Genomic DNA, 15,962 nt, shown 5'->3' with positions numbered 1-15,962 from the left:
GCCCATAGCGGTCTCGGCAACGCAGCGATGTGTTCGGCGCGGACACTCGTTGCGCTTCGCAGCAGTACTTCTTCGCCATCTGTCCACATGGACACGACAGCTGAGTCACGCAGCGGTGGCCAGCATCGGCGCACCACATCCGACCGGAGAAGATGCATGAAAGCCACATCCCCTTTGTTGATGACGCTCGCCCTGTCTGCCGCACTGGCGGTGAGCGCGCAGGCGCAGACATCCACGCAACCGGGCAACGCTTCGGCGGGAGCCATGCAGGCTGCGGCGCCCAGCGCGAGCGAGAAGCAGGCCCTGGGCGTGCTGAGCGCGATCAACACCAGCGAGATCAACGCGGCCAACCTGGCGTTGAAGAAGCAGACGACCGGCGCTGTGCGCGAGTACGCCACACGCATGCTCAGGGAGCATACCGAGAACAACCAGAAGATCGCCAAATGGTCGCCGGACCCCTCTGCAGCGGATGCCAAGCTGCAGATGAGCAAGGGCAAGGCCGAATTGACTCAACTGGAGAAGCTCGACGGCGAGCAATTCCAGGCGGCCTACATCAAGGCCATGGTCAAGGATCACAGTGATGCGTTGGATGCGCTGGACAGGAAGCTGATTCCGGCCGCGCGGACAGCGCAGGTTGCCGACCACTTGAAGACCACGCGTGGTCATGTCGCCGATCATCTGGCGGCGGCCAAGGCTTTGCAAACCGGCGGCAACGCGGCGGCCAGGTAAACTGCAGGCGCGACAAGACGGGGGAGGCACCGTCACCGATCGGGTGGCGGTGTTTGCGCAGGTGATGTAGACAATCCCTGCTGTTTCGTTGCGATCGGGCCAGCTGCAGATGCGGCCGATCTTTCGCACGCAAAGGACAGGCTGCTTCGCTGAAGCGACCGGCGGGCTGATCCATGAGGGCCGGATCTGTCTGCAGGAACGCGCAGGACGCAGCGACCTCACATGGTGTTGGTTGGTCGCAGCGCTACGCCGTCACTGCGATGGACCATACCCGCGCGGTCGCCGCGTCGTTACTGCTTGCAGCGCCTCATTGCGCTGCCTCAGCGTCAACGACACCGGGAATGGGTTTGCGATTAGGGAAATGGCGTCGCAAGGCATCGACGCCCTGCTGCGGTTTTGCGAGTTCGGTGAGGTCTGTGCGGTTTGCACGACGTTCTGCAGTGGAAACGGCAGCCGCCTTGTCGCGTCGTTCGATCAGTGGCTGCTGGATCTCGCCGTCGCGATTGAAAGACCATGCCAGCATCGGTTCGCCCAGGGGCAATGTGTCGCCCGGCGCCGTTCCCTTCTGCGAATGCCAGGTGTGCCACGTCTTGCCGTAACTGTTCATCTTGCTGCGCATGAGTTCCTTTTCCGCCAGCAAGGGAAGATTGGGCGCGGACAACTGGCCCGAGAGTATTTCGCCATTGTGCGGGTGCCAGAACCTGCGCTCGTGTTCCGGCAACTGCGCGAACAGCGTTTCGGAAATGATGTATTCGATGCCGGTCAGGTTCGCGTCGTCGGTATTGCCGTCATAGAGCGCGCACTGGGAAAGATCCTGGTTCACCTGATGACAGTAATGGTGGGCTTCCATCTGCTCGTTCGGTGCCTCCTTCATGGGATGAAAGCCGACCAGATAGATATCGAGTTTGCCGACCGGGCCGTTGGATTGCAGCACCTTGGCGCCGGCTTCCAGAACATCGGTCTTGGCGGTTTCTTCAGCGCCGGGAGGCGTGACCGGCGACGGAGTGCGCGAACATGCGGCGCATAGCGCCAGGGGCAGCAGCAAGCTGGACGGGTGCATGGGATCTTCTTCCTGATGACGATCCCTCAGACTATGGATGCATGGAGTCGGCGGCATGTGAGTACGCCGCCGCTGCATGCAGCTTCACTTCGCTTGAGCATGGCGTTCATGCTGCTGCCACGATGCTCGTCATCCACGTCAACTTCCATCCCTTCATGTCCGTCGCATCCCGCAGGATTGCCACCTACAACGTCAACGGCATCGGCAGCCGCCTGCCGCATCTACTGGAATGGTTGCGGCGCGAGCAGCCGGACATCGTGGGTCTGCAGGAGCTCAAGTGCACCCAGGACGCATTTCCGGAACAGGCGATCCGCGAGGCGGGTTACGGGGTGATCTGGCACGGCCAGCGTTCCTGGAACGGGGTGGCGCTGCTGGCGCGCGGCGCCGAGCCGATCGAGATCCGCCGCGGCCTGCCGTGGGACCCAGCCGATGCACAGAGTCGGTATCTGGAGGCTGCCATCCACGGAATCGTGGTGGGCTGCCTGTATCTCCCCAACGGCAATCCGCAGCCAGGGCCGAAGTTCGACTACAAGTTGAAGTGGTTCCAGCGTCTGCTGCGGCATGCCAAGACGTTGGTGGATCTGCCGCACCTGGCGATCTTGATCGGCGATTTCAACGTGGTGCCCACCGACGCGCAGATCTACGACCCGAAAGGCTGGCGCAGGGATGCGCTGCTGCAACCGGAAAGCCGCGCCTGCTACGCGCAGCTACTGGCGCAGGGCTGGGTCGATGCCTTGCAGGCCATTCATGGCGATGCACCGGTGTATACGTTCTGGGATTATTTTCGCCAGCATTTCGCGCGCGATCGTGGCCTGCGCATCGACCATCTGCTGCTCAACCGCGCACTGGCGCCCGGGCTGCGCGATGCGGGAGTGGACAAATGGGTGCGGGCCTTGGAGAAGGCCAGCGATCACGCGCCGACCTGGGTCCAGCTCCAGCTGCCCGCGACCGATGCGCCGCCGGCATCGGCTGGATCGCGCAAGCGTGCAGGCGTCAAACCCGCCGCGCCAAGGCGCGCCTCAGGCGGACCAGCGAAAACGGGTGTTTCGTCCGCGCGCAGCCACCGTGCCACCGCGCCCAAGCAGGGGCAGGAGCCACCATCGGCGGGCAAAACCGCGGCGCCCAGGCCGCCGGCGCGACGAGCGACTCGCAAGAGCGATTGACCGCATGTCGCAGCGCTCGGCCGGCGTGTGGACGGCGCATAGCGAGCGGAGCGGACGTGTAATACCTGAAGATTCGGGGCCTGGCGTGACGACTGCGCAGTCGGCCTGTAGTCGCGCGGTCGGGCACGCGGAGGCGGGACACACGTCCGCGCCATGCGCTGTGCTCAAGCCTGTGCACCTTGCCGCTTGCGCTTGATGCGTTGCAAGACATAGCCGGTGATGCCGGTGGCCAGGATCAATCCATTGCTGACCACGAACACCGCATTGCCCACCAGCGCGCTGTAGAGAATGAACAACAGCGAGGCGGTGATCTGGCCGATGAACAACCAGCGCGAGACGCCGTGGCCCTGATCGCTGCACCACTGTTTGTAGATCTGCCGGATCAGGGTGGCGATAAGCACGGCGCTGGCGAGCCAGCCGACGCTGTCGACAAAATTCATGAACAAAAGCGAAGAGGGCGACATCCGTACTGTGCCGGGCACGCTGTGGGCGGCGCGTTCGAGCAATGTCTAGCGGTACGCATCGCTCCAGTCGTGCGTACGCGCTGCGACCGGTTCGATATCCGCTACGGGGATGGCCGGGTATCCTAGCCGGGTGATCCACCCAACCCGGCCATTGCCCTGCCCATGATCAGCTATGCCGAGGCGCTTGTGTGCCTGCACCAGCAGGTGGTGCCGCTCGCCAGCGAGTGGGTGGACAGCGCCGATGCGCAGGGCCGTGTGCTGGCGCAGACCCTGCTGAGCCCGGATGCGCTACCGCCGTTCGACAACAGTGCGATGGATGGGGTGGCGCTGGCCACTGGCGGACATGGTGCGGCGGCAGGGAGCGAGCATCGCATCGCCGGCAGCCTGGCCGCAGGCGAGGACGCGGTGCATGCGGCCGGGTCGGCGTGGGAGATCATGACGGGAGCCGCTCTGCCGGCAGCCGCCGATGCGGTGGTGCCGATCGAGCAGGTCGAGATCCTGGCGCAGCACGACGCACGCCTTGGCCGTATTCGGCTGCGCGCGGATGCGCGCGCCGGCCAGCACATCCGCCGCCGGGGTGAGGACGTGGCCGTCGACGCTCCAGTGATCGCAGCCGGTACCGTGCTGCGCGGGGCGCATGCCCTGCTGCTGGCAGCGCTGGGCTGCGCGCGCGTGGAGGTGGTGCGGCAGCCACGTGTGGCGCTGATCGCCACCGGTCGCGAGCTGGTCGGCGAGCCCGCGCAGCCGCTGCAGCCTGGGCAGATCCGCGATGGCACCAGTGCCTATCTGGTCGGCCAGCTACGTGCGGCCGGTGCACGAGCGGTATGGCAGGGGCGGGTGGGCGACGAGGTGGCGGCATTCGATGCCGCCCTGGCCCAGGCGCGCGGGTCCGGCGCGGAGCTGATCCTCAGCACCGGCGCGGTCTCGCGTGGCCGCTACGACTTCATCCCCGATGCGCTGGCCCGCCACGGTGCGCAGCTGCTGTTCCATAAGGTGGCGGTGCGGCCAGGCAAGCCGATACTGCTGGCGCGGCTGCCCGATGGCGTGTTGTATGTCGGCCTGCCCGGCAATCCGATGGCGAGCGCTGCCGGGCTGCGGTTTTTCGTCGAGCCGATGTTGCGCGGACTGCTCGGCATGCCACCGGAGCAGGGTCTGCCGGTGGTCCTGCAGACACCGTTGCAGGCACGGCCGATCTGGCGGCAACACCTGCGTGCGCGCCTGCTGTGCGACGGCGCTGGCCAGTTGTCGGTGCAGGTCCTGCCGCAGCAGGAATCGTTCCGCGTGGCGCCGTTGCTGCAGGCCAATGCGTGGGTGGTGCTGGAGCCGCAGCCGGACGCTGCCGCCCCCAGCACGCGGGCCCAGGTATACGGCCTGGGCCATCTGCATCCAGCCGCGCCGGCGTTCGAGCCTTGACGCCGGGCCCGTCCGCGCCTGTCTGGACCGGGGTGGTATTGGCCGGCGGGCAGTCCTCGCGCATGGGGCGCGACAAGGCCATGCTGCCCTGGCATGGGCAACCGCTGCTTGCGCATATGCAGGCGCTGCTGCGCGATGCCGGGGCGCAGCGGGTGCTGATCAGCGGCGACCGCCCCGGCTACTCCGGCATCGCCGACGTGCAGCCAGACCTGGGGCCACTGGGCGGCCTTGCCAGCGTCATCGCGCAGCTGGGTGATGCGACCACGCTGGTGGTGGTGCCGGTGGACATGCCGCTCTTGTCCACGCCGCTGATCGAGCGCTTGCTGGCGCCTGTGCGACAGCGCTGTGTCGTGTTCGACGAGCAGATGCTGCCGATGCGGCTGTGCATCGATGCCGCCGTGCGTGAAGCATTGGCGGCGTTGATGGAAGGAGCGGCCTCGGCACGCTCGTTGCGTGGACTGCAGCGAACACTGCATTGCCATCGCGTGGCTGTCACCGCCAGCGAACGCGCCGCGTTCGTCAATTGCAATACGCCCGAGCAGTGGAGTCAGCTCATTCATGAAAATCCAGATTGAAGGTCAGCATCTGCGGTTCCGCATCGACGAAGCCGAACTGGCCACGCTGCTGGCCGGGCAGAGCGTGGATAACCTCAGCCGGCTGCCCAGCGGGCAGGGCGCACGGCTGGTGCGGCACACGGTGAGCCTGACCGGCGGCCATGCGGCCTGCAACTGTGCCACCGACCATTGGCAACTGTCGGTGCCGCGCGACGCGCTGGAAGCGCATGCGCGACGCCTGCCCAGCCGCGACGGCCTGCGCTTCAGTTTCGATGCGGGCGCCGGACATGCCGAACACATGGCGCTGCAGGTGACCTTCGATATCGATGTGCGCGACAGTGCACGCAAGCGCCTGGCGAAGGAGTGACCAGGCGGTACGCATCGCCTTGGCACGCCCGGCGGTCCGAAGTGTCGGACGGTACGCAGGCGCCGCTGCGCTCGGCGCTCATTGCCTGAGCTCAGGCTCCCGTGGTCGATGTCCTTATGGCGCCGGCCGCTTGCGGCGTTCCTGATGGATGCCCGGCACGCGTTCGCAGGCCAGTCCGTGGGCCCGCAGTGCGGCTGTGATCGAGGCTGCGCTGGTATCGTCGTAGCCGGTGCCGCTGCGCAGCGCGACCACGTGCAGCCCTTCGCCTGCCAGCTCCAGCAGCAGTGCCTGTTGTAGCGCCGAATCCTGCGGCAGGGCACGGCGGGAAGCGTCGCGGCGCGCGAGTTCGAGCACGGCATCGGGAATGTCGGCAGCGACCAGTAGCACGTCGGCCAGATTCATCGCACGCAGCGCTTTTAGCGTGAGCAAGCCCGGATCGCCCGGGCCGGTGCCGACCAGCTGCACGCTGCCGCGCGCCGGCACCGCGCCGGCATCGTCCAGCGCGGCGTCGAACGCGGCTTCCGCAGCGGCATCCTCGCCGGCCTGCAGCAGCAGTGGCACCCGCCCATCGATCACGCCGTCGAACCAGCGCCGGCGGCGGTTCATGTCCGGGAGCTGGCTGCGGATGCGCTCGCGATGGCGGGCGAACAGGCCGGCGAGGCGACCCACCGAGGCGTCCAGCTCGCGCTCCAGCCGCTCGCGCAGGCGACGTGCCAGCATCGGGGCTGCTCCCGCCGACGAAATGGCGATCACCAGCGGGTCGCGGTCCACGATCGCCGGCACCTGGTAGGTCGACAGTTCGGCATCGTCCACCACGTTGACCAGACGCTGACGCGCGCCCGCAGCAGCGGCGACGCGCTGGTTCAAATCGGTGTCGTCGGTGGCCGCGACCACCAGCCACACCGTGTCGATCCAGGCTGGGTCGAAGGCACCGCTCAGCCGCGCGAAGCGCCCGGCCTGCATCAACTCCTCCAGCTCGGGCGAGAGGGCATGCGCATGCAGACGAATCTGCGCACTGGCCTTGAGCAAGGCCAGCACCTTGCGCGTGGCGACCTCGCCGCCGCCGATCACCAGCACGGCGCGTCCCTGCAGGTTTGCGAACAACGGGAACAACGGCATGGCCCACTCCGAAAGATGACTCGCGCCGACTGCATGTTGCATGGCAACATCGGCTCACGTCCACACGCCTCGCCACCGCCAATGCGTGTTCTGCTGGTCAACGATACCGAAAAGCCGATCGGCGAACTGCGCCAGGCGCTGACGCGCGCCGGTTACACGGTGCTCGACGATGTGGCGTCGGTCGGTGCGTTGCTGCACGCGGTGCAGAGCCAGCAGCCGGATGTGGTGGTGATCGACGTGGATTCGCCTTCGCGCGACACCCTGGAACAGTTGTCGATGCTGCACACGCATGCGCCGCGCCCGGTGGTGATGTTTTCCGGCGACGGCGACGATGCGCTGATCCATGCGGCCGTCGGTGCAGGCGTCACTGCCTATGTGGTGGACGGCCTGTCGCCGACGCGGCTGGCGCCGATCGTGCAGGTGGCGCTGGCCCGCTTCGCGCAGGAGAGCAGTATGCGCAAGCGCCTGGACGAGGTGCAGCAGGCCCTGCAGGACCGCAAGCAGATCGACCGCGCCAAGGGGCTGCTGATGGAAAAACGCGGCCTCAGCGAGGCCGATGCGTATGCCGCGCTGCGCCAGCAGGCGATGAAGCAGGGCGTCAAACTGGCCGAGGTGGCGCGACGCATCGTGGCCATGGCCGAATTGCTGGGATGAACCGATGAGCCAAGCCGAACTTTCCACGTTGCGCGTGGCCTACATGCCGCTGATCGATTGCGCGCCCCTGGTGGCCGCGCAGCGGCTGGGGCTGGACCGCGCACATGGCCTGCAGCTGGATCTGCGGCGGCAGGCCTCGTGGGCCGGCGTGCGCGATCGGCTGCTCGCCGGCGAGGTGGATGCAGCGCACGCGCTGGCCAGCCTGGTGTACGCGATCGAGCTGGGCATCGCCGGGCCGCAATGCCCGATGGCCTTGCTGATGACGCTCAACCACAATGGCCAGGCGATCACCGTGGCCCCGGCACTGGCGCAGGCATTGGCCGACGGGCAGGCATTGCCGAAGGCGTTGGCCGGACTGGGCCGGCGCGCGGTGTTCGCGCAGACCTTCCCCACCGGCACGCACGCGTTATGGCTGTATTACTGGCTGGCCGCGCGCGGGGTGGACCCGATGCGCGATGTCGACGTCCTCACGATTCCGCCACCGCAAATGCCCACGGCCCTGGGCAGCGGGCTGGTGGATGGCTACTGCTCGGGCGAGCCGTGGGCGGCGGTGGCGCAGGCGCAGGGTGTCGGAGTGCGGCTGATTCGCAGCGGCGAGTTGTGGCCGGGGCATCCGGAAAAGGTACTGGCCTGCCGGCGCGAGTTCGCGGCCCTGCAACCGGAAGCGGCGCAGCGGCTGACCGCGTGCGTGCTGGAGGCCTGCCGCTGGCTGGAGGCGGCACAGGACCACCGCGCGCAGTGCGCGCAGTGGCTGTCCGAGCCGCAGCATATCGGGGTCTCGGCCACCCATCTGCTCACTTGCCTGGACGCGGTTACCGATGCCTGCAACGGCGACGCGACGGCGCTGGCTTTCCATCGCGATGGAACGGTGAACATGCCGTGGCTGTCCGATGGAGAGTGGTTCCTGAGCCAGTTCCAGCGGTGGGGATGGCATGACGTCCAGGACGAGGACATGGCGCGGCTGCGGGAGATCCATCGCACGGACAGCTACCGCAGTGCCGCAGCGTGGCTGGGGATAGCGGTGCCGGATGGCGATCGCCGTCGCAATCGGCTTTTCGATCTACGCTTGGGCGATTGACGGGCTTTGATCCGTTGCTGTGGCGTAGCGTGTCCGATCCGCTATGTCCGCGTTTCGGATCCTTGCGCCGCGTGGTGTCCTCGCCGCGTGCGGGACGCTGTGGCGGCATGGATGCCGCCACGCAGCCTGCAGGGATGGATTCACGGCGTGTCCCGCATGCGGTGAGGGCACCGCGCGCGCCAGGCTTGCCGGCTTGCGCACGGTATTGGTGCATCGCTGCACGAAAGCCGGGAGCGGTCGGGTGTGGCAACGGACGCCGGCCGGCCACAGGCAAGACATGCCTGTAATGAAAACACCATTTTTCAACGACTTGCGCGTGCGTGACGGCCAGGTGAGCGAGTTGGCACGTTGATTGCGTAGCAGTTGGCTGCGGGCGCAACGGCGTGCCCGCAACAACATGCAAGACGGTGCTGCAGATCAACGGCGATCTGTGTGCATCCAGGACAACGGCGTCCTTCCGGCTTTACCGGAGGGGCGCCTTTTTTTTGGCTATCGCATCCGAAGAGGTCTCCATGCAGCGTTCGTTCTGGCGATCCGGGCATACGCCCACCTTGTTCGCATCCTTCCTGTATTTCGACCTGAGCTTCATGGTGTGGTACCTGCTGGGTCCGTTGCAGGTACCGATCGCGCAGTCGCTTGGCCTGGATACGCAGCAGCGTGCCCTGATGGTGGCGGTGCCGATCCTGTGCGGCGCCGTGCTGCGTCTGGTACTGGGCATGTTCGCCGATCGCATCGGCGCCAAGCGCGCCGGCATGGTCGCGCAGCTCGCGGTGATCGCTGCGCTGTTCGGCGCCTGGCAACTGGGCGTGCACAGCATGGGACAGGTGCTGCTGCTGGGCGTGCTGCTCGGTATTGCGGGCGCCTCGTTTGCGGTGGCCTTGCCGCTGGCATCGCGCTGGTATCCGCCCGAGCATCAGGGCACCGCGATGGGCATTGCCGGTGCAGGCAATTCCGGCACGGTGCTGGCGGCGTTGTTCGCACCGATGCTGGCGGCCGCCTTCGGTTATCAGGACGTGTTCGGGCTGGCATGCATCCCGTTGGTGCTGACGCTGATCGTGTTCGCGACCATCGCCAAAGAGGCGCCCACGCCGGTCGCACGCAAGCAATGGTCCGATTACGGACGGGTGTTGGTGGGCAACCGCGATGCGTGGCGCTTCATGTTCTTCTATGCCATCACCTTCGGCGGCTTCTCCGGCTTCGCCAGCGCCTTGCCGGGCTACTTCCACGATCAGTTCGGCTTCGACGCGCGTACCGCCGGCTGGGCGACGGCGGCCTGCGTGCTGGCCGGCTCGGTCATGCGCCCGCTGGGCGGCGTGATCGCCGACCGTGTCGGCGGCACGCGTGCCCTGCTGACGGTGTACCTGCTGGTGGCCTCGCTGGTGGGCATCGCCGGCTTCGGCGCGGGCGGTGCCACGATCACGCTGGCGCTGTTCGTCCTGACCCTGCTGTGCCTGGGCGCCGGCAACGGCGCGGTGTTCCAGCTCGTGCCGCAACGCTTCGGGCAGGACATCGGCGTGATGACCGGCCTGATCGGCATGGCCGGCGGCATCGGCGGTTTCGCGCTGGCGGCCGGGCTGGGCGTGCTCAAGCAGCACACCGGCAGCTATGCGTTGGGCATGTGGCTGTTCTCCGCATTCGCGCTTGGCGGCTGGGGCCTGCTGGCCGGCGTCAAGACCCAGTGGCGCAGCGAATGGTCCACCGCCGGCGCGGCGCGCGTCTGACATGTCGACAGGAATCCAGGCAATGAAGCAACCCAGACTCGTCGTCATCGGCAATGGCATGGCCGGCATCCGCACCGTGGAAGAGCTGCTCAAGCTGATGCCGGGCATGTACCACATCACCGTGTTCGGCGCCGAGCCACACCCCAACTACAACCGCATCCTGTTGTCGCCGGTGCTGGCCGGCGAGCAGGAGTTCGACGACATCGTGTTGAACCCGCTGCAGTGGTACCGCGACAACGGCATCCATCTGCATTTGAACACCGAAGTCACCCGCATCGATCGTGTGCGCCGCCGGGTGATCGCCGCCGACGGGACCGAGGCCGAATACGACCGGCTGCTGATCGCCACCGGCTCGGTGCCGTTCGTGTTGCCGATTCCGGGCAACGATCTGAAGGGCGTGATCGGATACCGCGATATCCAGGACACCCGCACCATGATCGACACTGCGCGCAGCAAGCGGCATGCGGTGGTGATCGGCGGCGGGCTGCTGGGCCTGGAAGCGGCCAACGGCCTGAAAGTGCGTGGCATGGACGTGACCGTGGTGCACCTGGCCGGCTGGCTGCTGGAACGCCAGCTCGATCCGGTGGCCGGCAACCTGTTGCAGCAGGCGCTGCGCGCGCGTGGGCTGGAATTCCGTCTGAACACCGCCACCAGCGCTCTGCTCGGCAATGCGCAGGGCGAGGTGGTCGGGGTGAAGTTCGCCGATGGCAGCGAGATCCCGGCCGACCTGGTGGTCATGGCAGCCGGTATCCGCCCCAATACGCGGCTGGCCGAAGAGGCCGGCATCCATTGCTCGCGCGGCATCGTGGTCAACGACAGCCTGCAGAGCTTCGACCCGCGCGTGTACGCAGTGGGCGAGTGCGCAAACCATCGTGGTATCGCCTACGGCCTGGTGGCGCCGTTGTTCGAGCAGGCCAAGGTCTGCGCGAACCATCTGGCGCAGTTCGGCATCGGCATCTATCGCGGCTCGGTGGCCTCGACCAAGCTCAAGGTCACCGGCATCGATCTGTTCTCGGCTGGCGATTTCATGGGCGGCGACGGCTGCGAGGAGATCGTGCTGTCCGATCCCGCCGGCGGCGTCTACAAGAAGCTGGTGATCCGCGACGACGTGCTGGTGGGGGCCTGCCTGTATGGCGACACCGGCGATGGCGGCTGGTACTTCAAGCTGCTCAAGGACGGCACACCGATCCAGGCGCAGCGCGATCAGCTGATCTTCGGCGAAAGCGCGTTGGGCGATGCCGGCACCGGTGGCCAGGATCGCGCCAGCGTGATGGCCGACAGCGACGAAGTCTGCGGCTGCAACGGCGTGTGCAAGGGCACGATTGTCAGGGCGATCAGCGAGCAGGGTCTGTTCACCGTCGACGAGGTGAAGAAGCACACCAAGGCTGCCAGTTCCTGCGGTTCGTGCACCGGGCTGGTCGAGCAGATCCTGATGAACTGCCTGGGCTCCAACTTCCAGGAAACCCCCAAGACCAAGGCGGTGTGCGCCTGTACCGACCTGAGCCATGGCGAGGTGCGTCGCGCCATCCGCGAGCACAAGCTGCTGACCCATGCGCAGGCCTACGCCTTCATGGAATGGCGCACGCCCAACGGCTGCGCCACCTGCCGACCGGCGATCAATTACTACATGCTCTCGACCTGGCCACATGAAGCCATCGACGACCCGCAGTCGCGTTTCATCAACGAACGCGCGCACGCCAACATCCAGAAAGACGGCACCTTCTCGGTGATTCCGCAGATGAAGGGCGGGGTCACCAATGCCGGCGAGCTGCGCCGCATCGCCGACGTGGCCGACAAGTACGCGGTGCCGATGGTCAAGGTCACCGGAGGGCAGCGCATCGATCTGCTCGGGGTCAAGAAGGAGGATCTGGTGGACGTGTGGCGCGACCTGGGCATGCCCTCCGGCCACGCCTACGGCAAGTCCATCCGCACGGTGAAGACCTGCGTGGGCAGCGAGTTCTGCCGCTTCGGCACGCAGAACAGCACGCAGATGGGCATCGACCTGGAGACCATGCTGGCCAATATGTGGAGCCCGCACAAGGTGAAGCTGGCGGTGTCCGGTTGCCCGCGCAACTGCGCCGAGTCCGGCATCAAGGACGTGGGCATCATCGCAGTGGATTCGGGCTGGGAGCTGCACGTCGGCGGCAACGGCGGCATCAAGACCGAGGTGGCGCGTTTCCTTGTGAAGGTGAGCACGCCCGAGGAAGTGCGCGAATACACCGGTGCGTTCCTGCAGCTGTACCGCGAGCAGGCCTATTACCTGGATCGCACCGTGCACTACATCGCGCGGGTGGGGCTGGATTACATCCGTGCCCAGGTGGTCGACGATGCGGCCAACCGGCGTGCGCTGTACGAGCGCCTGCTGTATTCGCTGGAGGGTCTGGTCGATCCGTGGAAGGCGCGCATTGCCGGAGAGCGTCGGCAGGAATATCAACCGCTGCGGATCGCAGCGCCTGCCGCAACGGTGGAGGGATGAGCATGCACGACAATGCGTGGGTACATGTGTGCGCGCTGCAGGAATTGCCGACGCTGGGCGCACGCGTGCTGGAAGTCGATGGCCTGCCGCCGATCGCCATCTTCCGCACTGCCAGCGATCAGGTGTTCGCATTGCGCGACCGTTGCCCGCACAAGGGCGGGCCGCTGTCGCAAGGTATCGTGGCCGGCGACACGGTGACCTGCCCGCTGCATGGCTGGGCGATCGGCCTGCAGAGCGGGCAGGCCTGCGCGCCGGACGTGGGGTGCGCTCCGCGCTATCCGGTGAAAGTGGAGAGCGGTGCGGTGTGGATCGTGTTGCAGCCGGTGCAGGCGCCGGAGGCCGTCGCCGAGCCCGCGGCATGAGCGAGGGCCTGTCGTCTCCATCCCCGCAGACCGTTGCGCAAGCGTCCGTGGCGTCGCCGATGCACCGCATCACGCGTTCGACCTGCTGCTACTGCGGGGTCGGCTGCGGTGTGCTGATCCACAGCGAGCACGACGACGCGGGCGAGCGCATCGTCGGCATCGAAGGCGATCCGCAGCATCCGGCCAACTGTGGGCGCCTGTGCAGCAAGGGGCTGGCGCTGCCGCAGACGACCACCAGCACGCAGGGGCGGGTACTCGCACCGGAACTGCGCCGACACCGACAGGCGCCCCGTGCGCCGGTGAGCTGGGAGCAGGCGTTCGCTCATGTGACCAACAAACTGGCGGCCATCGTCCAGGAGCATGGGCCCGATGCGGTGGCGTTCTACCTCTCCGGCCAGTTGCTGACCGAGGACTACTACGTCTTCAACAAACTGGCCAAGGGGCTGCTCGGCACCAACAACATCGACACCAACTCGCGGCTGTGCATGTCCAGCGCGGTCACCGGCTACAAGCTGGCGCTGGGCGCCGATGGCCCGCCCACCTGCTACGAAGATCTGGAGCTGGCGCAGACGGTGCTGTTCGCCGGCAGCAACATGGCGTATGCGCATCCGGTGTTGTTCCGACGCCTGGAAGCGGCACGCGCGCGCAACCCCGAGCTCCGCTGGATCGTGATCGATCCGCGTCGCACCGATACCGCAGCCATGGCCGACCTGCACCTGGCGATCGAACCCGGGACCGACGTCGCCCTGTTCAACGGCATGCTGCATCACCTGATCTGGGAGGGTCTGGTGGATGCGCGTTTCGTTGCGGCGCATACCGAGGACTTCGACGACCTCAAGCGAATGCTGCGCGAATACACCCCGCGCATGAGCGCCGAGATCTGCGGTATCTCGCATGAGGACCTGGTGCAGGCGGCCGAGTGGTTCGGACGCAGCCCGGCGGCATTGTCGTTGTATTGCATGGGCCTGAATCAGTCTGCGCACGGCACCGACAAGAATCTGGCCCTGATCAATCTGCATCTGGCCACCGGGCAGATCGGCAAACCCGGTGCGGGGCCGTTCTCGTTGACCGGCCAACCCAACGCGATGGGTGGGCGCGAAGTGGGCGGCATGGCGACGATGCTGGCCGCGCACCGCGAGATCGGCAACGCCGGGCATCGTGCGGAAGTGGAGGCGCTATGGGGCGTACCGGCGGGGCGCATCAGCGACACCCCGGGCACGCCGGCCGTGCAGTTGTTCGAACGTCTGCGCGCCGGCACGCTGAAAGCGGTGTGGATCGTGTGCACCAATCCCGTGCATTCGATGCCGGATATCGCCGGCGTGCGCGCGGCCCTGGAGCAGGCCGAACTGGTGATCGTGCAGGACGCGTTTGCCGGCACCGACACCGTGCCGTATGCCGATGTGCTGCTGCCCGCCGCCAGCTGGGGCGAAAAGGACGGCACCGTGACCAACTCCGAGCGCCGCATCACTCGCGTGCGCAAGGCAGTGGAGCCGCCAGGCCAGGCGCGTGCGGATTGGTGGATCGCCCGCGAGGTGGCGCGTGGGTTGGAAGCCAGATTGCAACCGGGCACAGCGGGCGGGCTATTCGCTTTCGAGACCACCGCGCAGGTCTTCGACGAGCACCGCGCGTTGACGGTGGGCCGGGATCTGGATATCGGCGGCCTGGATTACGCCGTGCTGGACCACGGCCCGCAGCACTGGCCGTTTCCGGCAGGCAGCACGCAGGGGCAGGCGCGGCGCTATGCCGATGGCGTGTTCGCCACCGCCAACGGACGCGCGCGCTTCCACGCCACCGCGTATCGCAAGGTGGCCGAGGCGACCTCGGCGCGCTTTCCGATGCGGCTGCTGACCGGTCGTCTGCGCGATCAGTGGCATGGCATGTCGCGCAGCGGGCGAGTGGCGGCCGCGTTCGCGCACAGCCCGGAACCGAGCTTGCGCATGCATCCGGACGATGCGGCGCGGCGCGGGCTGGTGGCCGGCGACCTGGTGCAGGTCGCCAGCAAGCGCGGCGCCCTGGTGCTGCCGCTGGAGCTGTCCGACGAACTGCGCTCGGGTACGGTGTTTGCGGCGATGCACTGGAGCGGGCAGACGCTCTCCAGTGGCGGCATCAATGAGGTGAGCACGCCGGCAGTGGACGCGCGCTCGCAGCAACCCGAGCTCAAGCACGCGGCCGTGCGGGTGGAGAAGGCGGCGTTCGGCTGGCACCTGCTGGCCGCCCGGCGCGGCGACGCGCTGGCCCTGCAACAGGCGCTGCAACCGCTGTTGCGCGCATGCGGCTATGCCAGCCTGCGCCTGCATGCCGAGCCATTGCCAGACGCCGCCGGGCAGTGGGCGGTGTTGCACGCGGCCTGCGAACGTGCGCCCGATGCAGCGTGGATCGATCGCCTGGTCGCCGCGCTGCAGCTGCCGGCCGGCGCCGATGTGCTGGAGTATCGCGATCTGCGCCGCGGGCTGATGCGCCGTGTCGGTTGGCGAACGCAGGATGGGCAGAGCCATATCGACGGCCTGTTGCTCACTGCCGCCCAGCCCAGCGATGCCAATCACGCGCTGCTGACCACCGCACTGACCGGCAATCCGTGGCGTGGTGCGCGGCTGGCGGTATTCGCGCAGGCACCCAGCGTGCCCAGCGACCCCATCGTCTGCACCTGCATGAATGTCGCGGCTTCGGCGATCCATGCGGCCATCGACGACGGCGCCGATGTGGCGCAGCTCAAGCACCGTCTGGGCTGCGGCACCGTGTGTGGCTCCTGCGTTCCGCAACTCACCCGGCTATGCCGCCAACCTCGGCTGGCCTGATGCCCCA

General features: G+C 67.2%; 14 protein-coding genes. 11 read left to right on the top strand and 3 right to left on the bottom strand.

Annotated features, from left to right (window positions below; all coding sequences use genetic code 11):
* The first annotated feature begins 156 nt into the window (after positions 1 to 156).
* Positions 157 to 729 carry a DUF4142 domain-containing protein gene (locus tag LL964_RS01585; protein WP_104587121.1) on the top strand — a complete coding sequence of 191 codons (573 nt, stop codon included), beginning with the start codon at positions 157 to 159 and terminating at the stop codon, positions 727 to 729.
* Positions 730 to 1,036: 307 nt separating this feature from the next.
* Here LL964_RS01585 and LL964_RS01580 read toward each other — a convergent pair whose 3' ends face one another.
* Complete coding sequence (locus LL964_RS01580) at positions 1,037 to 1,789, bottom strand: OBAP family protein (RefSeq protein WP_228329362.1); 753 nt, start codon at positions 1,787 to 1,789, stop codon at positions 1,037 to 1,039.
* 155 nt (positions 1,790 to 1,944) lie between these two features.
* Here LL964_RS01580 and xth point away from each other — a divergent pair, with 155 nt between their 5' ends.
* Entirely contained in the window at positions 1,945 to 2,952 is a 1,008-nt protein-coding gene (gene xth / locus LL964_RS01575; RefSeq protein WP_104587188.1) for an exodeoxyribonuclease III, read from the top strand.
* 164 nt (positions 2,953 to 3,116) lie between these two features.
* On the opposite strand, the gene LL964_RS01570 is transcribed toward xth, so the two are convergent.
* The gene (locus tag LL964_RS01570; RefSeq protein WP_104587187.1) at positions 3,117 to 3,392 is read right to left on the bottom strand and encodes a hypothetical protein; all 276 of its coding nucleotides are present in this window, start codon (positions 3,390 to 3,392) and stop codon (positions 3,117 to 3,119) included.
* Between the two features lie 186 nt (positions 3,393 to 3,578).
* Between LL964_RS01570 and LL964_RS01565 the strand changes: the two genes are divergently transcribed.
* The 3 genes from LL964_RS01565 to LL964_RS01555 are packed head-to-tail and all read left to right on the top strand — an operon-like array spanning position 3,579 to position 5,750.
* Positions 3,579 to 4,829, top strand: coding sequence for a molybdopterin molybdotransferase MoeA (locus LL964_RS01565; RefSeq protein ID WP_104587120.1), 1,251 nt, complete (start codon positions 3,579 to 3,581; stop codon positions 4,827 to 4,829).
* On the top strand, positions 4,826 to 5,404 hold the full coding sequence (locus LL964_RS01560) for a molybdenum cofactor guanylyltransferase (RefSeq protein ID WP_228329361.1): 579 nt from the start codon (positions 4,826 to 4,828) through the stop codon (positions 5,402 to 5,404). Before LL964_RS01565 ends, LL964_RS01560 begins: the two co-directional genes overlap by 4 nt.
* The gene (locus LL964_RS01555) at positions 5,388 to 5,750 is read left to right on the top strand and encodes a hypothetical protein (RefSeq protein WP_104587118.1); all 363 of its coding nucleotides are present in this window, start codon (positions 5,388 to 5,390) and stop codon (positions 5,748 to 5,750) included. Before LL964_RS01560 ends, LL964_RS01555 begins: the two co-directional genes overlap by 17 nt.
* Before the next feature lie 114 nt (positions 5,751 to 5,864).
* On the opposite strand, the gene LL964_RS01550 is transcribed toward LL964_RS01555, so the two are convergent.
* Positions 5,865 to 6,869, bottom strand: a complete 1,005-nt coding sequence (locus tag LL964_RS01550) for an NAD(P)-dependent oxidoreductase (RefSeq protein ID WP_104587117.1) — start codon at positions 6,867 to 6,869, stop codon at positions 5,865 to 5,867.
* Between the two features lie 81 nt (positions 6,870 to 6,950).
* Between LL964_RS01550 and LL964_RS01545 the strand changes: the two genes are divergently transcribed.
* From LL964_RS01545 to LL964_RS01520, 6 genes are all read left to right on the top strand, one after another.
* A complete protein-coding gene (locus LL964_RS01545; RefSeq protein ID WP_104587116.1) occupies positions 6,951 to 7,523 on the top strand; it encodes an ANTAR domain-containing response regulator in 573 nt (190 codons plus the stop codon).
* Between the two features lie 4 nt (positions 7,524 to 7,527).
* Positions 7,528 to 8,601 (top strand): CmpA/NrtA family ABC transporter substrate-binding protein, encoded by a 1,074-nt coding sequence (locus LL964_RS01540; RefSeq protein ID WP_104587115.1) that lies wholly within the window; start codon positions 7,528 to 7,530, stop codon positions 8,599 to 8,601.
* A 551-nt stretch (positions 8,602 to 9,152) separates the two neighbouring features.
* Complete coding sequence (locus LL964_RS01535; protein WP_208621431.1) at positions 9,153 to 10,322, top strand: nitrate/nitrite transporter; 1,170 nt, start codon at positions 9,153 to 9,155, stop codon at positions 10,320 to 10,322.
* A 58-nt stretch (positions 10,323 to 10,380) separates the two neighbouring features.
* Complete coding sequence (gene nirB / locus LL964_RS01530) at positions 10,381 to 12,798, top strand: nitrite reductase large subunit NirB (protein WP_230429240.1); 2,418 nt, start codon at positions 10,381 to 10,383, stop codon at positions 12,796 to 12,798.
* Positions 12,795 to 13,160, top strand: a complete 366-nt coding sequence (nirD, locus tag LL964_RS01525; protein ID WP_167395301.1) for a nitrite reductase small subunit NirD — start codon at positions 12,795 to 12,797, stop codon at positions 13,158 to 13,160. Before nirB ends, nirD begins: the two co-directional genes overlap by 4 nt.
* On the top strand, positions 13,157 to 15,955 hold the full coding sequence (locus LL964_RS01520; RefSeq protein ID WP_167395300.1) for a nitrate reductase: 2,799 nt from the start codon (positions 13,157 to 13,159) through the stop codon (positions 15,953 to 15,955). Before nirD ends, LL964_RS01520 begins: the two co-directional genes overlap by 4 nt.
* The last annotated feature ends 7 nt before the right edge of the window (positions 15,956 to 15,962 follow it).

The organism is Xanthomonas melonis, assembly GCF_020783655.1.
GTDB classification, from domain to species: Bacteria; Pseudomonadota; Gammaproteobacteria; order Xanthomonadales; family Xanthomonadaceae; genus Xanthomonas; species Xanthomonas melonis.
The sequence above is the reverse complement of the archived record's forward strand: the minus strand, read 5'-3'. Positions and strand labels throughout refer to the sequence as shown.

Coding starts and splice junctions, on each gene's coding strand:
- LL964_RS01585 (WP_104587121.1), top strand. CDS start 157: ATGAAAGCCACATCCCCTTTGTTGATGACGCTCGCCCTGTCTGCCGCA.
- LL964_RS01580 (WP_228329362.1), bottom strand. CDS start 1,789: ATGCACCCGTCCAGCTTGCTGCTGCCCCTGGCGCTATGCGCCGCATGT.
- xth (WP_104587188.1), top strand. CDS start 1,945: ATGTCCGTCGCATCCCGCAGGATTGCCACCTACAACGTCAACGGCATC.
- LL964_RS01570 (WP_104587187.1), bottom strand. CDS start 3,392: ATGAATTTTGTCGACAGCGTCGGCTGGCTCGCCAGCGCCGTGCTTATC.
- LL964_RS01565 (WP_104587120.1), top strand. CDS start 3,579: ATGATCAGCTATGCCGAGGCGCTTGTGTGCCTGCACCAGCAGGTGGTG.
- LL964_RS01555 (WP_104587118.1), top strand. CDS start 5,388: ATGAAAATCCAGATTGAAGGTCAGCATCTGCGGTTCCGCATCGACGAA.
- LL964_RS01550 (WP_104587117.1), bottom strand. CDS start 6,869: ATGCCGTTGTTCCCGTTGTTCGCAAACCTGCAGGGACGCGCCGTGCTG.
- LL964_RS01545 (WP_104587116.1), top strand. CDS start 6,951: ATGCGTGTTCTGCTGGTCAACGATACCGAAAAGCCGATCGGCGAACTG.
- LL964_RS01540 (WP_104587115.1), top strand. CDS start 7,528: ATGAGCCAAGCCGAACTTTCCACGTTGCGCGTGGCCTACATGCCGCTG.
- nirB (WP_230429240.1), top strand. CDS start 10,381: ATGGCCGGCATCCGCACCGTGGAAGAGCTGCTCAAGCTGATGCCGGGC.
- nirD (WP_167395301.1), top strand. CDS start 12,795: ATGAGCATGCACGACAATGCGTGGGTACATGTGTGCGCGCTGCAGGAA.
- LL964_RS01520 (WP_167395300.1), top strand. CDS start 13,157: ATGAGCGAGGGCCTGTCGTCTCCATCCCCGCAGACCGTTGCGCAAGCG.